The organism is Parcubacteria group bacterium CG10_big_fil_rev_8_21_14_0_10_36_14 (assembly GCA_002772895.1).
Taxonomy (GTDB): Bacteria; Patescibacteriota; Patescibacteriia.
This window is the reverse complement of record PFCS01000017.1, coordinates 2,262-25,704: the sequence shown is the minus strand read 5'-3', so window position 1 is coordinate 25,704 and position 23,443 is coordinate 2,262. Positions and strand designations below refer to the sequence as shown.

The following is a 23,443-nucleotide window of genomic DNA, read 5'->3' as shown; positions in this document are numbered from 1 at the left end:
TATGTTTTGTTTAGTGGGTTTTATTTTATTTGGAATTTTGGGAATATTTAGCGCTACACACCGCGAATTGGCAAAAGAAGCCGGGTCGTGTGTTTTTAGACGTGTTACTTTTCGTCCCTGCATCGTTACATTTCGCGAAAAGTTTAAAGGAATGATATTGTCAAAGCTTATAAACCGTACTCCCCTCTTAGCGCGAATTTTTAATAAATATTTTGAGTTATTGTCTTGGATATTTATCCTTCTAAGTATTCTGAGTATTATTTGGGTTGGAAATAGTGTTTGGAACTACTATGCCTACGGAAGTTGCAATGGATTAAATGCTTCGGGTTTTTGCGTTTTCGATCCAACTGGAAAAAATAATCAAATAAGTGCTATTGGTGAAGAATGTTTTGCAGAAGCGCCAAAAGAGTCAGGACTGTCTTTAAAAGATGTTGATTTGTCTCTTTTCCCCCATACAAATGTTGGGGCAAAAAATGAGATTGTGTTTATCGGGTGCTATTCTTGTGATTATACACGAGAAGCATATCCTATAATTAATAATTTGCTAGATAAATATAGTGTCGATTATGTTTTCATTCATTTTCCGGTAAAAACTGAAACTAATTACTTAACCGCTTATGGTTATTGTGTACAAAAAGAAGACGAGGGAAAGCTTCGGCTGTTTAATGATTTGATATTTTCTTCCGAAAAAAGTGCAATCGCTAACTCAAGTTTTACGGATGGTATTATCCAAAGTTTAGGTCTTGATGTTGAGGAAATAAGAAAATGCACAGAAAGTGAAGAGATAAAAGATAGGGTTTTTGAGATGCTTGAAGAAACAAAACAAACCAGTATCTATGGTACACCAACAATATTTATAAATGGAGAGGCTTTTGTTGGTCCTAAACCGGAAAGAGTCTATAAGAGAGCGTTAAATAAATAATACAACATCATATACCATATGCTTTTTACCACTCACGCAATTACAGGGGCGACAATTGGCTTTTTGACCGGGAATCCTATTTTGGGATTTTTTGGTGGTTGGTTGTCTCATCATATTCTTGATGCATTACCACATTTTGACCAAGGTAGCTTTTACATGGAAAAAGACAATGGTCCAACGTGGCTAGGAGCGTGTTACAAAGAGAAGAAGAAAAAATTTAAGATTAAACGCGATTGGATAATTTTGCTTATTGATATCTCCGTCACGTTGCTTATTGCTTTGTATTTTGCGGCTAATATACCTGTTTATTTTTGGCCACCGATGATTTTTGGCGCTATAGGAGGTCTTTTTCCCGATATTCTTGATACTTCACCATTTTGGAAAGATAAGTTTAGAAAGACAAGGATTGGGTTTCTTTTTCACAAAGTCCACTCATTTTTTCATTGGCCTCTTTCTATGCAATTTTTTTATATTGGTTTTGGGTTGCAAATTTTGATTGTTGCGATTGACCTATTTATCTTGAGTAGTTTTTTTTAGCATCTCCTTATTTTTTAGTTATACAAAAAATCACCCCTTGGGGTGATTTTAGTTTATTTCTTTTATTTCGTAAATTACTGTGCCGGCCGGAATTTTTATCTCTACTTTATCACCTGCTTTGTGTCCCATCAGTGCCTTGCCTATAGGTGATTCATTGGATATTCTTCCTTCTAGCGGATTTGCTTCATTTGCGCCAACGATTTCCATCTCTTTTTCTTTGCCGTTTGCGATGATTTTTACCTTTGTGCCAAGGGTGATATCGTCACCAGAACGTTTGCTTATTACTTCTGCTTGATTTAATGTTGCCTCAATTTCTCTTATTCTTGCTTCTACCATACCCTGTTCGTCTTTTGCATCATGATATTCGGCATTCTCTTTGAGATCGCCCATATCTTTTGCAACCTGTATTCTTTTAGAAATTAGAGGGCGTCTAGAAATAAGCTCCTTTACTTCTTCTTCCAATTTTTGTTTTCCTTCGGGAGTTAGATATATCATATAATTAGTTATTGATTAGTTGTGCTTTTATATTCTATCTAAAATTTGTATTGCTGTCAACATTCTCTTACATATTGAAATACCACCACAAAATCTCTTTTGCGATTGGTACGGCTGTTTGCGAACCTTCTCCCCCTTCTTCAATCAAAACCGTAATTGCGATTTTGGGATTGTCATATGGCGCAAAGCCAGTAAACCAGGCATGTGGGGTCTTATTTGTCCTCCATTCTGCAGTTCCTGTTTTTCCGGCAACTTCTACACTTAAGTCACTAAGTGCCCTGGAGCTTCCATATAAAACGCTATCTCGTAGCCCTTGCCTTATAATATTTATATTTTTTTGGCTGATAAAATTTTTATTTAAAACTATTGGTTCATTAACTATGGCGCTACCATCTTGTTCCATAATAGTTTTTAATATGTGTGGTTGATATAGGGTTCCTCCGTTTGCAAAAGCAAGGGTAAAAAAGTTTACTTGCAAAGGAGTTACCAGAAGATCTCCTTGTCCAATAGCAAGATGATAGGTGTCTCCAATATACCAAGACTCTTTTTTTACTCGTTCTTTCCATTCTTTGCTTGGCAGAAAACCTTCGGACTCACTCGGTAAATCAATGCCGAGCTTTGCCGAAAGTCCAAATTTTTTTGCATAATCTGCAAGTTTGGCAACCCCAAGTCCTTCGAAAGTAAAATTTTGTAAAGTATTATCCAAAAGCCCGCCACCAATTATATAGAAAAACGTATTTACTGACTCGGCAATAGCTTTACGTACATTAGTAAGTCCGTGTCCGCCTATTTTCCAATCCGGAAAAAACCATTCACCGACTTTTATTCCGCCAGAACTTCTGAAGTTTGTTTTTTCTGTAATTATATTTTCTTCCAGCGCAGCTACAGCAAAAACCGGCTTTATCGTAGAACCGGATGGATACTCTCCCGAGATACTGCGATTAAAAAGAGGTTTGTTTGGGTTTTCAATAAGTTTTTTATAGTCATCAACGCTAAGTTTGCCGGAAAATAAATTATTGTCATAAGCAGGCGAGCTCACCATCGAAATTATCTCACCATTTGAAACGTCGCTTATAATAACGCTTCCACGAGAGAGACCATGAGCCCGTAAATGCTTTTGTAGTATAGTTTGAACTTTATTTTGGAAATCGCTATCTATGGAAATAATTATATCGCTTCCGCGAATAGGATCCTTTTTTGCTAAAACATTGACTTCTTTGCCTATGGCATCAACCTCTATCTGTTGTTTGCCGTATTCTCCGCGCAAGACAGACTCATACTGCGCCTCAACACCACTTTTTCCAATATCATCTACAGGAAGATACGATTTATCATTTTCCAGGTCATCTTTAGTTATTTTTCTAAGATATCCTATTATATGAGACATGCTTTCCGGTATACTATATTCTCTTTGCAAACCTGTCTTGACCTGAATAGCAGGATAAGTATTATTTAAAATTTCGAAATAAACCGCCTGTTCATAAGAAATGTCATTTTTTATAGGAATTGATTGATAATTATATGATTTAAAAGCGCTGAGTTGTTCCTCTATTTCTTGTGGAAGGAGGTTTGCAATATCTGCTATTTTTTTTATTGCTTCGGCTCGGGCTACGCCATCTTTTGGCAAATCATTAGGCACAAGCGCAAGATAAAAATTTGGCGCATTCCCTACCAATGCTTTTTGATTACGGTCATAAATAACTCCTCGCTCAGCAAGAATAGGGACTTGCCTTATACGGTTTGTTTCCGCCATAGCAATATATTCTTTTCCTTTTACTATCTGAAGATAAAATACTTTTCCGAAAAGAATAACACTTATGAAGATAATTAAAAAACCTACAAACTTTAATTTAAAATTTGTCAGTGATGCGCCCAAAAACTCAGTTGACTCATCTTCGGGAGTATTCCTTATCCATGAATATTTTCCATAACTGGATTCTATCCAGTTATTATCTACCGTTTTATTCAGTTTATACTTCTGATGTCCTAAATTGTTTTTGCCAAAAATATCTTCATCTTGCATACTTAGTTTTTTATAAAAGACCCTTTGATAAATATGTTTGAGAATCGTTTTTTAAGAAAGGCTCCAACGATATATATTGTGGCAATAAAAATCGTTGTGCACAAAATCTCCAACAAAATATTGATAAATATTGCCTGACTCCATATTTCTATTTTTGGAATGATTTTCAGGAAACTCAAAGTAAGAATTGCCAAATTAACCAAAAAATAATAAAGAGAGATACTGATAAATGCCATAATTATCGGTATGATGCGGGAAGAACTAAAAAAATTTAGATAGATGAATATTAAAATAAAAGCAACTATAGTGTAAGCCATGATATTAAGCCCAAAGGTTGCAGAAGAATATATATCCAAAAGATAGCCGGATACAAAAGCGAATAAAACTACAAAAGGATTTTTCAATAAAACAAGGTAAATCAAAAAAAGAAGAACAATATTAATGTGTTCTAAAAATGGCATAGTATTTACTATGCTTATCTGGGTCAGCACGCCAATGATAACCAACGCAAATATTATAAGTTGCTTCAGCATTTAATAACTTTTAATAATAAGAACCTCTCCGAGACGTTTTACGTCGTATAGAGGCGTTACATAGGCAATATTAAAAGGGCTTTGCGGGTCTTGGTCAACCCTAGAAACTGTTCCTAATAATAGTCCTTTTGGCATATTTTCTTCCAAGCCCGATGTTACCACAAGCTCACCTTGCTTAATTTTTTCAGTTTTTGGTATCATACCCATTTTTATAGCCAGACTTGATTCCCCTTCCGCAACGCCAATGGTGTAATTGTTGCCAAGGACCGTTGCTGCTACAGCGCTACGACTTGCAGTAATTGGCGCCATAAATATTTCCCGTTCGTTTATTTTTATTATTTTTCCTACGAGTATACCGTCTTCCACTATAACGGGCATATCTAATTTTAAATCGTCTGTATTATAATTTATATCTTCTATCTGCAAAATTAAAAGAGTAGAGTTTCGTAAAGAATCAGCGCCAATTACTCGTGCGGACACAGTGGTAAAAGAATGCTCTTTTGTAAAACCAAGTTCTTTTTTTAATATTTTATTTTCTTCGCCCAAAATTTTAAACTTTGCATTTTGGATAAGCAAACTGCGGACTTGCGCTTTTAGAAGCTCTAATTCCGAATTATTTGCAGTAGCTCTTTCACTATCAAAATATTTGCTAATCTTTGACCCTGTGTCATAAAGTTGCGCTTGTATTGGAGCAAATATGGAAAATATCATCTGTTTTGGTGTTTCTAAAACTTTTAGAAAATTTAAAAAAATCAGCAGTACAAATACTGCGACTGTTATTATTATAGTTTTACTTTTTATCTGAAGCATATATAAAATAGAGCATTTTTACAGGGTGTATTCTGCGTCCAATGCCACTTCTTTTAATAGCGTAGGGTTTGATAGGAGCGCTCCTGTGCCTCTTGCGACACAGGTAAGCGGGTCATCAGCAATTCGTACCGGAATAGCAGTAAAATCTGCAATAAGCTTATCAAGCCCCTGAAGCAATGCTCCGCCACCACAAAGAACTAATCCACGTTCATATATATCAGCTACAAGTTCTGGCGGAGTTTCTTCGAGGGTACTTTTTATATTCTCAACTATCTTTTTAATGGAGCGCGAAACCGCTTCTCTAATATGATCGTCAGTTATAATTATTTCTTTTGGAAGACCTGAGGCAAGATCGCGACCGCGCATTTCTATCTGTTGTCTTTCGTTTAACCTATAGGCTGATGCAATACTGTGTTTTATATTCTCTGCATGTTTTTCACCTAAAAGAAGGTTAAATACATCTTTAGCATACTGAATGATATTTTTATTTAGCTCGTCACCGGCAATTGTTATTGCTTTCCATGTTACGATACCACTTAGCGAAATAACAGCTATTTGAGTTGTACCTCCGCCAATATCAACGATTAGGTTGCCATCAGCTTCTTCAATCGGTAAACGAGCGCCGATTGCCGCTGCCATTGGCTCTTCAACCAAGAAAACCTCTCTTGCCCCCGCAGAAAGAGTCGCATCTTCTACTGCTTTTCTTTCTACTTCGGTAATTTCTAAAGGCACACCGACGACTACTCGTGGACGTGGCATAATATTAAACCCTCCCTCATGAACTTTGTTGATAAAAAAACGAAGCATTTTTTCTGTAACTTCAAAATCAGAAATAATACCTTTTAGTAAAGGTTTGCAGGTCTCTATATGAGGAGGAGTTTTACCGACCATTTCCCGAGCTTCTCTACCAACGGCAAGAACTTGATTTGTTTTTTTATTTATAGCAACAATTGATGGCTCATTAATAACTATTCCGCGATCTTTAACATAAATAACGGTATTACTTGTGCCCAAATCAATTCCAAGGTCTTTAGAAAAACGGCCTAAAAAATTTTTTATCATACTGCTTAGTTTAATTTAACAAAAAAAGCATGCTAATGCCTCCTTAAATTGTTTTATAATTTTTTTTACTGCTTATAACTCTTTTTATATGATACTAAAAAGAATTCAAGCATGGTAAGCGCTCCTATAAAAAGTAGTATCACCCACCAATTCAATATACCCTTACCTTCTAAATAAAGTAATCCTATCACGAGTATTCCGAGCAAAATCGCCTGTCTGAATGACTTCCCTGCTTCGTGCGGAGTATTATCTTTTTTCAAAATCCAAACCCTTACTATAAGTCCTAAAATAGCCAAGGAACAAGAAACGGCTAAGAGCAGACTAATGTAAAAGATAAAAAATATTCCCCACCCTGCTTCATGCGGGCTGATTCCGAATAAAACAAAGCCCCATGTTGCCCAGGCGAGTCCGGCGCTGATTGACATTAAGATTATGTACTGGCGAAAATTCATAAAACAACGGCTATTCACGGATTTACTCTATATATTTATACTTATATAGTAGCAAGCAGAGCTGTTTTTGGCAAGATTATAAGATAAAATTTAACTTTTGGATAACTTCTTTTTCAAGCTTGATATTAATACATTTGATTATTTCTTTTTCGTGTAATTTTAGCTCCGAAGCAATTGGAGCACTTAGGGATGCTATTCTCAGAACTCCATTTTTAAAAGAAATGGGATTTATTTTATGATAAAAGGACGGAAACTTTGATTTAAAAAAAACTTCGGTTGTTTTTATTACCGTTATTGCATCAATTTGGCGAGAATAGCCACGTTCCCTCATCCTGTTTTTTACTAAATCGTCAATTTTTGAAAATGTCATAATAAAGGCGTTCAGTAATTAAAGCGCTATTTACGATATTCGCAGATATTTTTATAGTCGCAAAATTTGCATTCATGTTCACCCGGCGTTGCTTTAAAGTTGAATGATTTTATTTTTTTTATGTCATTTATAATCCGTTCATGAATTTTTTCTATATCTTTTACTGTTGCTTCAAAAGAAAATTCTTTTTCTTCAGTAATATAATTTAGTATAAGATTTTTTGCTTCCAAATCTAAAAGCTGTTTTGATGCCATACTGTAAATTAAAAGTTGTTCTTTATGGTCTAATGTCAGTTTACCGTCTTTTGGCGCGCTTCCGGTTTTGTAGTCAATGATGTTTATTGTTTTATTACCATTGTCATCAATTCTATCAATAACACCCCTAAAAGAATCCTCTCCAAATTTTAAAGTAAATTCTTGTTCTAGAAACAGCGGTTTTGGGAGATTATTTTTTATTTTTTCGTAATAAATCTTTAACGCTTGCCAACCGGATTTTTTATGAATATCCGAATCTTCGCGTGATTCATACCACTCATCTATCCATTCGGCCTTGTAGATATTTTCTAATTCTTTTAATGATGGAAATACTTTTTTTTCTTCTTCGCCAAATAAGTCAGACTGGCTGGAAGAATTGTTATTTTTTATTATTAAAAGAAATTTTTCTAATGTATTGTGTATACTTCTACCAAAAGACGCCTGATATCCTGCTTCTGTCGGAATATTCAATATAAACCTCAATTCATACTGATATGGACAAGCGCGGAAAGCTTTTATCTGGCTATATGAAAAATGCTTTGGTAATGGATAATTTTTGTGTTCATCAACTGTTACTGGTTTTTGCTCATTAAGCTCCAGGCTTTGCTTGTTGCTTTTTGTATTTTCTTGTTTTTCTGCCTCCACGAGCCCCGTTTCATATAAAAATCTTGATGGTTTTTTTAACCGCGATCCGCCGTAGTCTTTTGCCCATGTTAAAAATAACTTTTCTTTGGCGCGAGTACAGGCAACATAAAATAATCGGCGCTCTTCTTCTATGTGGATATCGCCTTCGGGTAATGTTTCTTTTATGAGTCCATTGGGAAGCGCGATTGTTTCTTTGTGTTCTATGGAAGGAAAGCGCTTATCTACCAAACTAACAATAAAAACATACTTAAACTCCAACCCCTTTGATCCGTGAACGGTCATAATTTTTATCATTTCCGGGCCTTCTGTCGGGTCGTATGGAAGAGAGCCCTGCTCCCCTGCTTCAAATTCCATTTTAAGAGTTTCTAGATAATCTTTTAGATTTATGTCTTCATTTATTTTCTCAAATTCTTTTACTTTTTTATAAAATTTATTTAGGTAGGCAAAGCTGTTTCGTTTTTCTTTGCCATCCGGAAGTGCTGTTAAATATTTTAGAAGTCCGGAGTCCTGCAAAAATCTATAAATTATTTGGGAAGGGTTTTTATGTTTTGCTTCTTCTCGGCTTTTATTTATAAAGCTAACTATCTCTTTAATTTTTGAAATCAATAACTCATCTTTTACATATAGCTCGACGTGCTCACACGCCTCATAGAGCGATGTAGACCTCTTTTTGGCATGATAGCTTATGTCTGCAATTTGATAAGCGCTAAGACCCCATAGAGGCATTGTGAGGACTAAGTGCATTGCGCTTGATTCCCTGTAATTATCCAGGAGCTTGATAAAAGAGATAGTCCAGTTTATAACCGGTTTGGAATAAAGCCCGCGGGAAGCCAAAAATTCGTAAGGCAACCCTAATGTTTCTGCCTGATGAATAAATGGTCTGGCTGACTCATTAGCTCGAACGAGAATGCCGAAATCACTCCAAGTTGCTTCTTTGTCTTTTTCCTTAAGTTCTATTATTTTTTTCATTACGCCAGCTACCTCTTCCTCTAATGACAATTCTTCTATTATAATCACTTCGCCTTCACTCTTTGTTTGTGAAACGAGTTTCTTTGAAAGATTGTCCAAGCTTGCCTCAAGCCGATTTGGGTTATTTTGTTTTATAAATTCGTAAGAAGTGTCCAATATTTTTTGTCCTGTGCGATAGTTTTTTGTAAGCACTACACGCTTTGCCTCCTTAAAGTCTTTTGTAAAGGTCAGGATATTACTCATTGACGCGCCACGAAAACGATAGATTGACTGATCATCATCTCCAACTACAGTTAGATTATTGTTCGGTTCTGCTAACAATTTTATCAGTTCGTATTGAGCAAAATTTGTATCCTGAAATTCATCAACTAAAATATATTTAAATTTATTTTGATATTCTTTTAGTACGCCTTTTCTTTCTTTAAATAATTTGTATGTATAGTTTATCAGGTCGCCAAAGTCTAAGGCTCCTTCATCCAGTAAAAGCTGATTGTATATATGATAAGCACTTGCAACCTCTAATAATTTTTTCTTTTCTTCTGCCACTAATTCGGTATTATCACCATCAAGTTTGGCATCTTCCGCATACTTTAGATATTCTTGTGGAGTTATTATCTCATCTTTTGCGCGGGAAAAATGCGTTAAAAGAGAATGAATAAATTTTGTTGGGTTTCCCATTGGTCTATAATAATCCAAATCAAACTTAGCAAAATTTTTCCGCATCAGCATCCAAGCATCTGTTGTAGAAAGTAATTTAAAATCCGGAAGACCAATTTCTGTTCCATGATTTTTTAGAATGCGTTCGCAGAAAGAATGAAATGTAGAAACCCATAAATCAACATAACCATAAGGAAGTAGACGGTCTATGCGCTCCTCCATCTCTCCTGCGGCTTTGTCGGTAAAGGTTAATGCTAATATTTCGTCAGGCTTTGCCAGCCCTTTTTCAATTAAGTAGGCAATTTTTTGAGTTAATGCGAATGTTTTGCCAGTTCCTGCGCCGGCAATTATCAAAAGAGGGCCGTTTGTATGTAAAACAGTCTCTTTTTGCTCGGAATTTAATTTGGTCAAAAGGTTTGACATATATTGCAGTATAGCTCCTTCCTTTTTTTATAGTCTGTTGGTACTTCTCTAATTTTATGCTAAATTGTAAGCAAAAGCAAGGAGGGGGAAGGATGTCTAATCCCGATTATAAACTGGTTGTAGAAACAGAAAATTATAGACTTTATACAGACAATGTTCATGACTATATATCATTGCTAAAATTTTTTGAAGAACAGCTAAAGGATGGCTGAAAGTTTCGTTCGACACCCAAACTGAGTGTCGGAGATGATAGGGTGCCTCTTTTGCTCATTAGAGCTAAAGATTAAGAGCTAATAATAGTTCTTTTTTAATTGATACTTGCTCATTTTTATTTTGGCACCAAGCAATGTGAAAAATGTGGCGATGTACGCGTTCCATTGTAAAGAGTTTTGGCTAAAACTCTTTTTTAATCGCCTCATATGTTATGAGGCGATTATTTTTACTACTTTTTCTTTGTCTTTGGTATATAGCTTGCCCCATGCGACGATAAGCGCGTGATATTCGTTAAAAAGTTTTGGGTCAGGAGGTAGTTGCGACTCAAAAAATTTACGATATTCATCATATTCTTTAAATTCTACACCCAGCTCTTTGCATAATCTTTTTGTGTAGGTATCAATAACAAAAATTGGTTGATTAAAGGCATACAACAACATTGAATCAGCAGTTTCTGGACCAATACCCCAAAGTCCGAGTAATTCTTCACGGGTTGCTTTTTTATTTTGTAGCCACCACTTGCTAAATATGCGCAACTTTTTTGCTTTTTGGTTATAATAACCTGCTGGCTGGATAACTTTTTCTAATTTTTTATGTGTTAGTATTTTTTCAGGCGATATTTCTGGCGACAAATTTGCCAGTGCTTTTTCTACATTTTTCCAAGCAGTATTTTGTGTTAGAATTGCGCCAATGCATATCTCAAATTTATTATTTTGTTTTATATTTTCCGAGCAATTATATTTGCATTCCCCTATTTTTATATCAAAAATTGGCCACCACCCTTGTGAACCAAAATAACCATATAATTTTTTGTACACCTTCTTTATATTCATATATATAACTGTAGCAGAAAAATAAAATCCCGGATAATCGGGATTAGTTATTTTGCTCATCTTTTTTTTGCTTCGGGGATACTATTAAAAGTTCCTCTTTTTTCATGCCCACAATGCAGACAGGCAATGATTGTTTCACCGTGAGTGATGCTATTGTTCTCATTTGGTTTTTCTTCAGTCAATATATCAAAGAATTTAACTAAGAAACGCAGTTGACAACTCTCACATTTAATAAGCGGATATGGTGAAGTTACAATTTCTATTCTAACTCTGTAGATTTTTGCCACGCTTTGCCTCCTTTTCTATGCCATTTTTCTAAAGTCTATCTTTCCGTTAGGATTTAAGTTGGCGAGCACAAGCATTATCTCAAGATGTGTCCACTTATTTTTTATTATTTCTCCAGCTTTTCTCATATCTTCCAGATGGCCTCTTTCCTCGTCCTCGTCTCCGTTGAATGCGCTTTTTCCTCCATAAGCTCCGCAGTCTGTATGATTCATAATAATAACCCGCTCTATCTTATGAAGGCGAGCAGATATCTCTATTTGCTTCAAAATAAATTCCGCTTCCCCTGGATTTTGTGGACGAACCAAATCCTTTATTGAACCTGCAACCGCAACTTCATCGCAAGTATCCACTACCATTTGTTCGTTTTTCAACCAATCAAAAAGTTGATCCATCAAACGGAAGTCAATGCAATGAATTACGATATTTTTACATGTGTGAGACATAGTGTACATCCTTGTTTATTAATTATTTATTTCTAAATTTTTGTTACCGTGTCTGCGACGGCGATAAACTTTTAGTCTAACCACTTCTCGTTCTAATATAGCTGCCACTTCTGCAAAGGCAACGTCAGATTCTTGTCTCTTTTCTGTCAGAAGTTTTTCTGCGCGTTCTTTGGCTCGTAAAATCTCTTCTTCAACTAATGTATCCACCATTTCTGCAGTATCTGCCAAAAGAGTAACATTATTATTTGAAACCTCAACAAACCCCGTAGAAACAGAGAGATATTCTTCTTTATCTTTTTTTCTGGCGATAATTTCACCCGGCATAACTGCGCTAACCAATGGAATGTGGTTTGGAAGTATTGTAATTTCACCCATTTTTGTAGGGATTGTTATAGAATCTACCACATCATTGAATGTCTCGCCTTCTGGAGTTGTTATTTTGAGATTTAACATACATAGGTATTTCTCCACACGCTTTGCTTAGTCGAAAAATATTATTGTTCGACCTTGTGGAGAAGTACGATATTATTTTTTCTTTTCTTCTGCCAATACTTCATCAATTGAACCTTTCATATAAAAGGCCTGTTCTGGAATATAGTCCAACTCTCCATCTAAAATCTTTTTAAATCCACTAATAGTGTCAGCCAATGATACATATTTTCCCGGAGTTCCGGTAAATGTTTCTGCGACAAAGAAAGGTTGTGATAAATATTTTTGAATTTTTCTTGCGCGAGAAACAGTAAGTTTGTCATTTTCGGATAATTCTTCCATTCCCAAAATAGCAATAATATCCTGCAAATCCTTGTATCTTTGCAAAACCTTTTGTACTCTGCGAGCAATGTTATAGTGTTCTTCGCCTACAATTTTTGGATCAAGAATTGTAGAATTGGAATCAAGAGGGTCGACTGCAGGATAAATACCAAGTTCTGTAAGTCCGCGGGACAAAACAACAGTTGAGTCTAAGTGGGCAAAAGTAGTTGCTGGCGCCGGATCTGTAAGATCGTCAGCAGGTACATAGACAGCTTGCACGGATGTGACAGAGCCTTTGCTTGTTGATGTAATTCTCTCTTGCATTTGTCCCATTTCTGTTGCTAACGTCGGTTGGTAACCCACTGCTGAAGGAATACGTCCAAGCAAGGCAGATACCTCTGAACCTGCTTGTGTAAAACGGAAAATATTATCAACAAAGAAAAGAACGTCTTGTCCGCCTTCGTCACGAAAGTACTCTGCCAAAGAAAGCCCTGTTAGAGCTATGCGAGCGCGAGCTCCAGGAGGTTCGTTCATTTGTCCGAAGACAAGTGCCGTTTTATCAATAACTCCAGAATCGTTCATCTCATGCCAAAGGTCATTTCCTTCACGAGTTCTTTCGCCTACTCCGGCAAAAACAGAATATCCGCCGTGTTCTGATGCAATATTTCTAATAAGCTCCATAACCACAACAGTTTTTCCTACACCGGCTCCGCCAAATAGTCCTACTTTTCCACCTTTCATAAATGGACAAATCAGATCTACAACTTTGATACCTGTTTCAAAAATTTCTGTTTGAGTTGATTGGTCTGCAAAATTCGGTGCCGGACGGTGGATTGGATAAGATTTTTCTGTCTTGATTTCACCTTTTCCGTCAATTGGCTGACCTGTCACATCGATCATTCTACCTAAAGTTTCTTTTCCTACGGGTACAGAAATTGGCTTTTCAGTATTTTCTACTTCTTGTCCACGAACTAAGCCGTCAGTTGATGACATGGCTATTGTACGGACAACATCATCACCCAAATGTTGCTGTGTTTCTAAAACCAAAGTCTTACCGCCTGGTATTTTTGTTTTTAGTGCGGTATAAATTGCTGGAAGCTCTCCTCTTTCGCCGGATACGGACTTAGGAAATTCTACATCTACAACCGGACCGATAACTTGTTTTATTTTTCCATTCATAAGTATTTGATGTGTAACAAGTGCATATAACACAATTAAATATTTTTAATTGTTACGTGTTATGCATTACATGTTACATAGTTTTGATTCACAATTATTAATTTTTTATGTTAAGGTTATTTATAGGACAAGGGCGGTGTGAAATGCTAGTAAAAAAGCTTGGTAGTAGACCTGTGCATTTAGCAGTCAAACTAAAATGCAATAGTTGCGAAGGTTTGTGGGACGTAGATGTCTTTGCCACAATGCGTCTTCCGGACGGAGAGCTCACAGAAAATGATCTTGATATCGGAAAGCTCAATTACATCTTAAAGCATAAGAAGAAAGCGCAATGCCCTCATTGTCAGAACATTTCTTATAGGATTTTCAGAATTGACTTTATGAAGGTATAGCCAATAAAGGAGGAAAATACCTAAAAGTAATTTTGAAATTCGCAGTTATAAGCACTGAGAAAAGATACGTTATAATGAACTGTGTAAAACCCGGTGACTCTCGCTTTACGGCTCATATCCATTGAGCCGTATTTTTATACTATACTTTTATTCTAATGCCGCTTTTCCTGCCGATATCTCCGATATTTCTCTCGTAATTCCGGCTTGCCTTAATTTATTAAAGGTAAGCGTTAAATCATCTACCATTTCGTTTGCAGCGTCAGTTGCGTTTTTCATTGCTACCATTCTTGCGGAATGTTCTGATGCGACCGATTCTAAAATTGCCTGAAAAATCTGCGTTTCAACTATTTTTGGCAATAACATTTCTAATAATTCTTTTTTTTGCGGTTCAAAAATATAATCTAACGACTTTTGCGCTTCGGTCTGTTCCGGTGTCTCATCTTTTTTTCCTATATCGCCAAGGTTATCGTCTTGAATAATCGGCAATAGTTGTCTTACACGAGCTTTTTGATTTAATGTTGAAATATAATCCGTGTAAGCTACATAGACCTTGTCGTATGTTTTATCAACAAACTTATTCATCGCAAGCTTTGCGACTGGTTTTATATCAGTAAACTTTGTTTTATTTAATAAGTCTTCAAAGGTTGCGGTAATATTCATTTTTTCCCGAAGAGCGAATAATTCGCCTCTCTTGCCTGCAACCACAAAATCAATTTTATTATTATCAGAATTATCCAAAACAAACTTTTTTATTTCTCGAAACATCTGGCTATTGAAACTTCCACATAATCCTTTGTCGGAAGTGATTAGTATTACCATTATTTTTCCTTGTCCACTTCTCTTTTCTAATAATGGATGAGCAATTTTATTTTTGCTCTTGCTAATGTTGCCTATTATTTGCCATGCTAAATTGCTGTATGGCCTGGTAGCTAAAACACTGTCTGTTGCGCGTCTCATTTTGGCAACAGAAACCATCTCCATTGCTTTGGTGATTTTTTTTGTGTTTGTTACAGATTTTATTCGGCGTGTTATCGCCTTTGTTCCTGCTGGCATAGCAAATTAATTACTAATTACGGATAGACATTATGTCGCTTCGCAACTATTATTAGATAGTTCTTTTAAAATCTTCGATCGCTTGTTTTAATTCTGCTTCCAATTCTTGAGATAAAGCCTTTTCCGTTCTGATTTTTTCCAAAAGTTGGCCTCTTTGCATATTCAAAAATTCGTGGAATTTTCTTTCCCACTCGCCTACTCTTTCTATTTCTACATCATCAAGAAAACCGTTTATTGTCGCATAAATAATAGCAACTTGGTTTTCAACTGACATTGGCTCATATTGTCCTTGTTTCAAAATTTCTGTTGTTCTTCTTCCGCGTTCAATTTGTTGTTTTGTTGCTTCATCCAAGTCGCTAGAGAATTGTGCAAATGCTTCAAGTTCTCTAAACTGAGCAAGAGTTAGACGTAATTTTCCGGCAACCTGCTTCATGGCTTTTATTTGGGCTGCAGAACCAACACGAGAGACAGATAGCCCAACATTTAGAGCCGGACGGATACCTTTGTAAAATAAATCGCCTTCAAGATAAATTTGTCCATCTGTAATGGAAATAACATTTGTTGGAATATATGCCGATACATCGCCTTCCTGTGTTTCTATAATAGGCAACGCTGTTAATGAGCCACCGCCTTCTGCGTCAGAAAGTTTAGCAGCTCGTTCTAAAAGACGTGAATGAAGATAGAATACATCTCCAGGATATGCTTCACGTCCTGGTGGACGGCGAAGTAAAAGCGAAATTTCGCGGTATGCCCAGGCTTGCTTTGATAAATCATCATAAATAACAAGCACATCTTTTCCTTGATCCATAAAATATTCTCCCATAGCGCATCCGGAATAAGGCGCGATATATGAAAGAGATGCTGGATCTGATGCTCCAGCTACAACAATAATTGTATGTTCCATTGCGCCAACTTCTTCCAATTTTGCCTTAATTCGCGCTACTTTTGATTCTTTTTGGCCGATTGCTACATAAATACAAATCATATCCTTGCCTTTTTGATTGATAATCGCATCAATAGCAATAGCGGTTTTTCCTGTCTGGCGGTCGCCGATAATAAGTTCACGCTGACCTCTGCCAATCGGTATCATAGCATCAATAGCTTTAATGCCTGTTTGAACGGGTGTATCTACTGATTTACGGCTGATAACGCCTGGAGCAATTTTTTCTACAGGATAAAATTTATCGCTTTCTATCTTTCCTTTTTCGTCTAAAGGTACCCCCAATGGATTTACAACTCTTCCGATAAGCGCTTCGCCTACTGGTACTGATAAAATTTTTCCGGTTGTTTTTGCCGTATCCCCTTCTTTGATGTGTTCAAAATCACCCAAAATCATTGCGCCAATAACACCATCTTCCAAGTTTAGCACCACTCCATAGATATCGTTTCCGAAATCAATCATTTCTTGCATCATACAGTCTGAAAGTCCGTCTAAACGCACAATGCCGTCGGCAACTTCCAAAACGTTACCGATTTTTTGACTTTCTGCCGAAGGCTTAAAATCTTCTAATTGTTTTTTTATTTGATCAATAATTACATTTTTATCCATATGTTTATTTTATTAATTTATTATGCAACTCTTTTAAGTTATTTTTTATACTTGTATCGATTAAAGTATCCCCATATTTGGCTACAAATCCGCCAATAAGCTCTTTATCAATAGATGTTTCCAATTCATATTTCTTTAGTTTGAGAGCCTCTGCAATTTTATCCACAACCTGGCTATCTAACGGAAAAGCGCTTTTTATTTTCAATTTTGCGATATTATTCTTTTCATTATATATTTTTTCAAATTCTACAATTATTTTATCCATCCTATGAAGCTGTGATTTTTCTTTTAAAAGTTTTAAAAAATTATTGATAATATTTTCTATACCGGTTTTTCCTAGAAGCGCCTCATAAAGCGCAATAGCGTAAATTTTATCACCATTCTTCATATTTATAATTCCTTTATGTTTTCTTCAATAGTTTTTTTGTCCAAATTTCCATCTATTTTATTACGTAATATTTTTTCTGTTGCTACTGTGACCATATCGGCAACTTCGCCTTTCAATTCTTTAAACATCTGTTCTTTTTCTATAGCCAATTGTTTTTTACCTTGTTCTAAGGCATTCGTAGCTTCAATTTTTGCCGTATTAACAAGCTCGTCCCGCATTTTATCGGAAGTATCTTTTCCTTCGGCAATAATTCTCCCCGCTTCATTCCTGGCTTCTGCGATGATCTTTGCTTTCTCAGCCTCACTTTTGAATAAGTTTTCTTCTATTCTCTCAGCCTGTTTTAGACTGTTATCAATTTTTTCTTCTCTATCGTGCAAAGTTTTTAAAACCGGCTTGTATAAAAATTTATATAAAATAGCCAAAAGAATTAAAAAGTTAATGGCTTGAGCTAATAAAAGCTTCCAATCAACGCCTAATTTGTCTAGTAAACTTTCCATATATTATATAGTTATTTAAGTCAAAGCTTGGGGCGGCAAAATTTGCCGCCGAGAGTCTTACCTTAAACAAATTTGATTATCAAAGCGATAACCAATGCATAAATCGCGATAGCTTCCGCAAACGCAATTGATAAAATCATTGCTGTTTGGATTTTTGGAGCAGCTTCCGGATTTCTGCCGATGGCTTCCATAGCTTTTGCCGCTAATTTACCAATTGCCAAAGCTGGCGCAAATGCGCCAATGGTGATTGTAAATGCCGCTGCCATGGATTTTATAGCCTCAAGGCTCAAACCGGCTGCTTGCTGTACCACTTCGTTTTCCATACGCTTTTATCCTACTGCATTCGACGGTAGTTTGATTTTTAACGTCGGCCTTCGGATATAATTAATTATTAATGTATTTCTCCACAGGGTTAAATAATATATCTTTAACCTGCGTAGAGAAACGCACTATTAATGTTGCTCATCATGAGAAACTGTTGCCATTTTCAAAAATACTAATGTAAGCATTGCAAACACCAAAGCCTGCACAAACCCGACAAATATCTCTAAAAATAGGAAAGGCAAAGGCACTATATAGGGTACCAAAAATAACACAACTGTCAATAGAACTTCACCCGCAAAAATATTACCAAATAACCGAAATGAAAAAGAAATCATTTTTGCCACTTCGGATATCAGTTCCAATAGTCCTACAAAAAATTCAATTGGACCCTTAAAACTAATGAATTTTCCCCAATGCTTGAAAAATCCGATTGCCATGATGCCAAATATTTGCGTCGCAACGACAGAAATGATAGCAATAGCTAATGTTAAATTTAAGTCTGCCGATGAAGACCGAATAAAAGGGATAATGATCGCTTCTCCATGAACCATTTCTTTTAAACCAATCGTTCCCAAGCCCGGTACGATCTCCAACCAATTGGAAAGAATTACAAAAACAAAGATCGTCGCCACAATTGGAAAAAATTTTACCGCTTGGCGACGATCTTGAGTTACGGATTCCATAAAATTTAGAAGTTTTTCTACTAAGAGTTCTATAAGGTTTTGCAGTCCTCTTGGTTTTTCTTGCATTTTTTTTTGTAAAATCAAAGCAAGCGCTATTAAACCTATTGAAATAATAACTGACATTATAAGTGTATTTGTAACTATGAAACTGCCGATTTTAAACATTGGTTCAGCGGCCAAACTTATGTGCATAATCCAATTATGACTTATTAATTACGAATTACGAGTAATTTTTTCGTTATTTTCTGCTAACTTTGCGAGACTTTCGTTTTGTTTTTTTTTAGATCTTCAGTTATATCTCTCATTATTAACATTGATTTTTTTGTAATCCAAATACTTGTAATAATCAAAGATAAAAAAATACCTCCCAGTAAAAACCATGGCGAACTGTCATATTTTCTATCAAAAAACCTTCCGATTAAAGCTAATATGACCAGAGGTACAGCAATTGTATAACCAAGCTGACCGGCAAGCGATAACGCCTGCCACATACCGTTATTTTTTGTCATATTTTTTTATATACACTAACGCTTCATAGTTTAGCAAATATTTATAAATATATCAAGTGCCTAAAAAATTGCTACTTTTAGTGGTATTTGGTAATGTTTAATAAGGAGTTCGTTCAAAAAAGGAGATCGCCATGAGGTATGTACTTTTTCTTGTAAGTTTAGCCCTATTTTTCTGTGGATGTACAAGAATTATTAGAGAAACGCGATATGTGCACACAGCAAATACCGTGTATTGCAAACATGAAATCGCGCTTCAAAAAGTTGAAGAAAACAGAAAAAATATAGTCTTTGTCTATGGTAATAATTTATCTGGCAGTATTGTCACTTTCGGTACTGGGGTAATTATAGATGAGAAAGGGCTGGTTCTCACAGCTTATCACGTTTTAAGAGATAAAAACGTGGCGTCAAAATTTATTAGATTTAATGAACATGGCAGGCCGATTGTAAAAGAAGTTTTATTTGAAGTAAATTCCGAAAAAGATGATTTATCAATTCTCTACATTGGCCATCGCTTTAGAAGCACGGTAAAAGTTGCTAAAAATGTGCAAAAATCAGGCGAACCGATTTTTACTATCGGACGGACGTTGCTAAATGACTTTGGTAAAATATTTGATAAGGATGGATTCATGGATTATAGCGATAAGATATCTTTTGGTCACGTTTTGATGCATACGCGCTTTTACTCTTTGTCTGATGGTTTGGACACTATTATGACCGGATCGGATATGCACACTCTCCCCGGAATGAGCGGAGCCCCGATTTTTAATTTTAATGGAGAAGTTGTAGGGATTTTGAGCCGAAACGGACAAATGCAACAGCTGAGGAACTCGTTTACCTGGCACATAGAGATATCGCATTTAAAAGAGCTTCTGGAAAAGAAAAGAGATCTTTTAAAAGATCTCTTGCCAAAAAAATAATTCCTGCCAAAAGGCAGGAATTTTAAATTTTAAAAAAATCTCTTGCTGTTTTTGTGGAAACATTTATTATCTCATCAAAAGTAACTTTTTTTATTTCAGCTATTTTTTCCATAACATATCGCACAAAAAGAGGTTCATTGCGCTTTCCTCTGTTTGGCTCCGGAGTAAGATATGGACAATCGGTTTCTATCATAAATTTATCCATAGGAATATTACGAGCAACCTCTAGGATTTTTTCTTGTTGCGCCTCATTATTTTTGCGCGGGCTAAAAGTTATTATTCCCGTGAAACCTATTAAAAAACCTAAATCCATGTATCTTTCAGCGTCTTGCCATCCACCGGTATAGCAATGGATTACGCCCCGCCGTTTTAATTTGCCATTTTTAACATATTCGTTTAGGATTGGGATAATTTCATCATGCACGTCGCGGTTGTGGATAATAATTGGCAAATCCAACTCATCGGCCAAATCCAACCCTTTGCGAAAAACTTCTTGCTGTTTTTTTTCTGCGGTTTTTCTATCCACATTATCCGGAATAAAATTGTAGTCCAACCCCATTTCTCCAATTGCAACTACCTTCTTATCTTGCGCCAGTTTTTTATAGAATTCGTAATCCCAATCTTCGGCTCTGCTTTTAAATTTTACATCAACTTCGCTTTCATCAATATGCACTGAAAAAAGATGAGTCGGGTGGAGTCCCACGGCAGCATAAATCCCCTCTTCATATTTATTTGCTATTCCGACCGCGCGTTCGCTGGTTGTGCTTTGCGAACCAACATTAATAACCCAGGTGTTGTTTTCCAAGGTTCTGTCTATTACTTCGTCGAGGTCATCTTTATATGCACTAAAGTTTAAGTGGGCGTGGGTATCTATTAGCATAGCGTGTAAGTGATATGATTATTTATTCGTCATTTAACATTTATCTATTATCTCCCGATCCGTGAAGCTGGTTGCGCTCCATTCTGGAATACAATTTTTCTATATTTTGATTTGCGATTTCATCCAACGAAAGATTAAATTCTGTTGCCAGTTGAGTTAAATACCATAAAACATCTCCCAGCTCTTTTGAAAGAAGTTCTTTTTTTTCTTCACTTATCAGTCCGCCGTCATCTCGCATTATTTTTTTTACTTTTTCCGCGATTTCTCCTGCTTCTCCCATTAGTCCAAGCGTAGGATAGATATGATTGTTGCCCAGATCGGGATAAATAGCGGTTTTTCTTGATTTTTGTTGGTAATCATTGAACTCCATATTTTTTTATTAATTTTTATTTTAACCAATTTATTAATTTTTCCATCAGCTCCGGCTCGGAAGCAAACATTTTTGTAGCATGCCCTGTGGTATCATACAACTCAATCTCTGTTGAATCAGGATTCAACCCGTGCAATTTTTTTACAGAATCATATGAATAGGTATCATCAGCCGAAGCAACCATAAATAATTTTTGTTTTATTGATAAATTTTTCACTGCATCTTCGGTTGATATGCCCAAAAATTCAATACCAGGCGAAAGCGCCACTCCTTTTTTTATTTTTGAATAACGCGACATCCCGTCTATAGCCAGGTTAGCGCCAATAGAGCCTCCTATAAGTACTATATCTTCGTCAGAAGCTCCTGCTTCTCTTAACCGATTTATTGTTGCATCTACGTCTTTTTTACAATCAGCATGACTTCCGTCTGGAAAATTTTTGTAATCTATTTTTACCCCATTTTGTTTAATGCTTTCGCCATGCCCGCGCAAATCAATCGCCAAAGCGGATATCTCTGCTTCAACCAGCTTCTTTGCAAACTCGTCCCAGGACTCTTTTGTTGCCGGTCTCATATGAAGCAGAACGGCATATTTTTTTACATTTTCTACAGGAAACCAGTTTCCAACAATCTTTACTCCGTCAGAAGTTAAAAAATTTATCTTTTTCATATAAAATATATGACGTTAATTCTATATTATATCTTATATCAAATATTTGACAAATATTAAAATTTCTGCTAAATTCTATGTTGATGTTCATTACAACGCAGATCCGGAGGGTGCGATGCAAAAGAGACCTGTTTTTCTTTTTTTTCCGACCGAAGCTACAGTTCATCGAGTTGGTGAATATAGACGCGCTATCCTAGCAAAATACAAAAATGCCTTGACTGCAATTTCGTTTTCTGAAGAAGACGACGAGATGGCTGACTTGGCTTTTCATTCCGGTTTTTTTGATATTAAGGTGCCGTTTAGACGCGGAGATAAGTTGATGCGCAGGGCTTTTAGCCTTCTGTCTCAAGTTATTTTTGAAGATGACTTTGATATCGTTGTCTTCAATACCGCTATGCTCAGGTATGACACCAGGCACTTTACTCAATTTGTAGACAAAGCGCGAACGTTGCCGAACAATCTCATCCTCGGAACTCCAAAAATTTTGCATATTGATAACAAGAAGTCGCTTGAAGGTTTTTTGACGGATAACGAAGAAGTCCGCAAAGCGCTGATGGTTGATATTTTTATTAGCTATGCAATGAGCAGATGTGATCAACATATCTTTGGAGCCTTCACTAATTTGAATGCCGGAATCTTTGCAGTTAGGCCTCACTTTCTAGGTGACCCGTCCGGTGTTTTACGCTCAATCCTTGCGATGAAAATCTACAAGGATATGGATTTGCTCGTTCCGCTTATGGCATGGAATATCTTCAGAGCAGAAACGCAGGCATCTCTTGGCAGACGAGGGCTTAGTATCGCCCAAGTAGAATTACCGGTTATTAAGCTCAGCCCAATGGCAAAATGCTTGGATGAACGTATCCATGATCTTAGATTTACTATTAAGCTTTTGGAGGGAAGGGTTGGAAGTTTGATCGATCTTGTGAATGATGTATTTCTAAACGTTCCTTTTTTGCGGTCTGTTTTCACAGATTCGTTGCGTCCTTGGTTTGAAGTAGAAGTTCTTGGGGTTAAGGAATATGAGCAGGAGCGTCAGATTCCCCCCGAGTCATCACTATTCAAAAAGAAGAAGTAACTTTATTTTATTGCCGTTTCTCATTTGAGAAGCGGCTTTTTAATTTATAAAAAACACTTCTGTTAAGATTTTTTTATCGCAATTGTTGAACGAAGCTCGAACCTATTTTGAACGAAAAATGCTTGATTAACTCCGCTCCGCGTTTCCGTCCGCCGAACTTCGACGAGCAAAGCAAAACAACTTTCTTTCAATTTTTTAATGCCAGCCCGCCAAATTTTTCTTAAAAGGATTTGAAAATTGTTTTGCTTTGATGTCTTGATACCAAGACAGCGGAAATGCTTCACTAC

28 protein-coding genes and 1 pseudogene (1 of these 29 running past the window's edge) are annotated in these 23,443 nt (G+C 36.2%); 5 read left to right on the top strand and 24 right to left on the bottom strand.

All coding sequences use genetic code 11. From position 1 onward, the window contains the following. Position 1 precedes the first annotated feature (1 nt). Both COU51_01360 and COU51_01355 read left to right on the top strand, forming a co-directional pair. On the top strand, positions 2 to 922 hold the full coding sequence (locus COU51_01360; GenBank protein ID PIR66935.1) for a hypothetical protein: 921 nt from the start codon (positions 2 to 4) through the stop codon (positions 920 to 922). Between the two features lie 18 nt (positions 923 to 940). Then, a complete protein-coding gene (locus COU51_01355; GenBank protein ID PIR66934.1) occupies positions 941 to 1,459 on the top strand; it encodes a hypothetical protein in 519 nt (172 codons plus the stop codon). A gap of 48 nt (positions 1,460 to 1,507) precedes the next feature. On the opposite strand, the gene COU51_01350 is transcribed toward COU51_01355, so the two are convergent. The 13 genes from COU51_01350 to atpD form a co-directional block, all read right to left on the bottom strand. Beyond that, entirely contained in the window at positions 1,508 to 1,954 is a 447-nt protein-coding gene (locus COU51_01350; GenBank protein PIR66933.1) for a transcription elongation factor GreA, read from the bottom strand. A gap of 67 nt (positions 1,955 to 2,021) precedes the next feature. Next, positions 2,022 to 3,977 carry a penicillin-binding protein 2 gene (gene mrdA / locus COU51_01345; GenBank protein PIR66932.1) on the bottom strand — a complete coding sequence of 652 codons (1,956 nt, stop codon included), beginning with the start codon at positions 3,975 to 3,977 and terminating at the stop codon, positions 2,022 to 2,024. Between the two features lie 2 nt (positions 3,978 to 3,979). After that, positions 3,980 to 4,510 (bottom strand): rod shape-determining protein MreD, encoded by a 531-nt coding sequence (mreD, locus tag COU51_01340; protein ID PIR66931.1) that lies wholly within the window; start codon positions 4,508 to 4,510, stop codon positions 3,980 to 3,982. Beyond that, positions 4,511 to 5,320, bottom strand: coding sequence for a hypothetical protein (locus COU51_01335; GenBank protein ID PIR66930.1), 810 nt, complete (start codon positions 5,318 to 5,320; stop codon positions 4,511 to 4,513). An 18-nt stretch (positions 5,321 to 5,338) separates the two neighbouring features. Then, entirely contained in the window at positions 5,339 to 6,382 is a 1,044-nt protein-coding gene (locus COU51_01330) for a rod shape-determining protein (protein ID PIR66929.1), read from the bottom strand. Between the two features lie 65 nt (positions 6,383 to 6,447). Further along, on the bottom strand, positions 6,448 to 6,807 hold the full coding sequence (locus tag COU51_01325; protein PIR66928.1) for a hypothetical protein: 360 nt from the start codon (positions 6,805 to 6,807) through the stop codon (positions 6,448 to 6,450). A gap of 103 nt (positions 6,808 to 6,910) precedes the next feature. Beyond that, on the bottom strand, positions 6,911 to 7,204 hold the full coding sequence (locus COU51_01320; protein ID PIR66927.1) for a hypothetical protein: 294 nt from the start codon (positions 7,202 to 7,204) through the stop codon (positions 6,911 to 6,913). A 26-nt stretch (positions 7,205 to 7,230) separates the two neighbouring features. Continuing rightward, positions 7,231 to 10,152 (bottom strand): hypothetical protein, encoded by a 2,922-nt coding sequence (locus COU51_01315; protein ID PIR66926.1) that lies wholly within the window; start codon positions 10,150 to 10,152, stop codon positions 7,231 to 7,233. A 422-nt stretch (positions 10,153 to 10,574) separates the two neighbouring features. Further along, positions 10,575 to 11,258, bottom strand: coding sequence for an endonuclease (locus tag COU51_01310; GenBank protein ID PIR66925.1), 684 nt, complete (start codon positions 11,256 to 11,258; stop codon positions 10,575 to 10,577). Next, entirely contained in the window at positions 11,255 to 11,485 is a 231-nt protein-coding gene (locus COU51_01305) for a hypothetical protein (GenBank protein ID PIR66924.1), read from the bottom strand. Before COU51_01305 ends, COU51_01310 begins: the two co-directional genes overlap by 4 nt. Before the next feature lie 15 nt (positions 11,486 to 11,500). Then, entirely contained in the window at positions 11,501 to 11,875 is a 375-nt protein-coding gene (locus COU51_01300) for a hypothetical protein (GenBank protein ID PIR66923.1), read from the bottom strand. 69 nt (positions 11,876 to 11,944) lie between these two features. Then, positions 11,945 to 12,379 (bottom strand): ATP synthase F1 subunit epsilon, encoded by a 435-nt coding sequence (gene atpC / locus COU51_01295; protein PIR66922.1) that lies wholly within the window; start codon positions 12,377 to 12,379, stop codon positions 11,945 to 11,947. Positions 12,380 to 12,451: 72 nt separating this feature from the next. Further along, positions 12,452 to 13,855, bottom strand: a complete 1,404-nt coding sequence (atpD, locus tag COU51_01290; protein PIR66921.1) for a F0F1 ATP synthase subunit beta — start codon at positions 13,853 to 13,855, stop codon at positions 12,452 to 12,454. 143 nt (positions 13,856 to 13,998) lie between these two features. Between atpD and COU51_01285 the strand changes: the two genes are divergently transcribed. Then, on the top strand, positions 13,999 to 14,244 hold the full coding sequence (locus COU51_01285; protein ID PIR66920.1) for a hypothetical protein: 246 nt from the start codon (positions 13,999 to 14,001) through the stop codon (positions 14,242 to 14,244). A gap of 147 nt (positions 14,245 to 14,391) precedes the next feature. Here COU51_01285 and atpG read toward each other — a convergent pair whose 3' ends face one another. From atpG to COU51_01250, 7 genes are all read right to left on the bottom strand, one after another. Continuing rightward, a complete protein-coding gene (gene atpG / locus COU51_01280; protein ID PIR66919.1) occupies positions 14,392 to 15,297 on the bottom strand; it encodes an ATP synthase F1 subunit gamma in 906 nt (301 codons plus the stop codon). A 52-nt stretch (positions 15,298 to 15,349) separates the two neighbouring features. Beyond that, on the bottom strand, positions 15,350 to 16,846 hold the full coding sequence (locus tag COU51_01275; protein PIR66918.1) for a F0F1 ATP synthase subunit alpha: 1,497 nt from the start codon (positions 16,844 to 16,846) through the stop codon (positions 15,350 to 15,352). 4 nt (positions 16,847 to 16,850) lie between these two features. Further along, positions 16,851 to 17,234 carry an ATP synthase F1 subunit delta gene (gene atpH, locus COU51_01270; GenBank protein PIR66917.1) on the bottom strand — a complete coding sequence of 128 codons (384 nt, stop codon included), beginning with the start codon at positions 17,232 to 17,234 and terminating at the stop codon, positions 16,851 to 16,853. A 2-nt stretch (positions 17,235 to 17,236) separates the two neighbouring features. Beyond that, positions 17,237 to 17,731: an ATP synthase F0 subunit B gene (gene atpF / locus COU51_01265; protein PIR66916.1), complete on the bottom strand. Its 495-nt coding sequence runs from the start codon at positions 17,729 to 17,731 to the stop codon at positions 17,237 to 17,239. Positions 17,732 to 17,793: 62 nt separating this feature from the next. Further along, positions 17,794 to 17,997: an ATP synthase F0 subunit C gene (atpE, locus tag COU51_01260; protein ID PIR66947.1), complete on the bottom strand. Its 204-nt coding sequence runs from the start codon at positions 17,995 to 17,997 to the stop codon at positions 17,794 to 17,796. 186 nt (positions 17,998 to 18,183) lie between these two features. Further along, entirely contained in the window at positions 18,184 to 18,930 is a 747-nt protein-coding gene (gene atpB / locus COU51_01255) for an ATP synthase F0 subunit A (GenBank protein ID PIR66915.1), read from the bottom strand. A gap of 56 nt (positions 18,931 to 18,986) precedes the next feature. Next, complete coding sequence (locus tag COU51_01250; protein PIR66914.1) at positions 18,987 to 19,247, bottom strand: hypothetical protein; 261 nt, start codon at positions 19,245 to 19,247, stop codon at positions 18,987 to 18,989. A 131-nt stretch (positions 19,248 to 19,378) separates the two neighbouring features. Between COU51_01250 and COU51_01245 the strand changes: the two genes are divergently transcribed. Then, positions 19,379 to 20,164, top strand: coding sequence for a hypothetical protein (locus tag COU51_01245; GenBank protein PIR66913.1), 786 nt, complete (start codon positions 19,379 to 19,381; stop codon positions 20,162 to 20,164). A 22-nt stretch (positions 20,165 to 20,186) separates the two neighbouring features. Here COU51_01245 and COU51_01240 read toward each other — a convergent pair whose 3' ends face one another. Genes COU51_01240 through COU51_01230 form a run of 3 tightly spaced genes read right to left on the bottom strand, consistent with a single transcriptional unit; the run spans position 20,187 to position 22,081 of the window. Beyond that, positions 20,187 to 21,044: a hydrolase TatD gene (locus COU51_01240; GenBank protein ID PIR66912.1), complete on the bottom strand. Its 858-nt coding sequence runs from the start codon at positions 21,042 to 21,044 to the stop codon at positions 20,187 to 20,189. A 40-nt stretch (positions 21,045 to 21,084) separates the two neighbouring features. Then, positions 21,085 to 21,414 carry a hypothetical protein gene (locus tag COU51_01235; protein ID PIR66911.1) on the bottom strand — a complete coding sequence of 110 codons (330 nt, stop codon included), beginning with the start codon at positions 21,412 to 21,414 and terminating at the stop codon, positions 21,085 to 21,087. A gap of 16 nt (positions 21,415 to 21,430) precedes the next feature. Continuing rightward, entirely contained in the window at positions 21,431 to 22,081 is a 651-nt protein-coding gene (locus COU51_01230) for a hypothetical protein (protein ID PIR66910.1), read from the bottom strand. Between the two features lie 115 nt (positions 22,082 to 22,196). On the opposite strand from COU51_01230, the gene COU51_01225 reads away from it, so the two are divergent. Continuing rightward, complete coding sequence (locus tag COU51_01225) at positions 22,197 to 23,156, top strand: hypothetical protein (protein ID PIR66909.1); 960 nt, start codon at positions 22,197 to 22,199, stop codon at positions 23,154 to 23,156. Between the two features lie 62 nt (positions 23,157 to 23,218). Here the strand turns inward: COU51_01225 and COU51_01220 are convergent. Continuing rightward, positions 23,219 to 23,443: pseudogene (locus COU51_01220) on the bottom strand (hypothetical protein) (it continues 57 nt past the right edge of the window).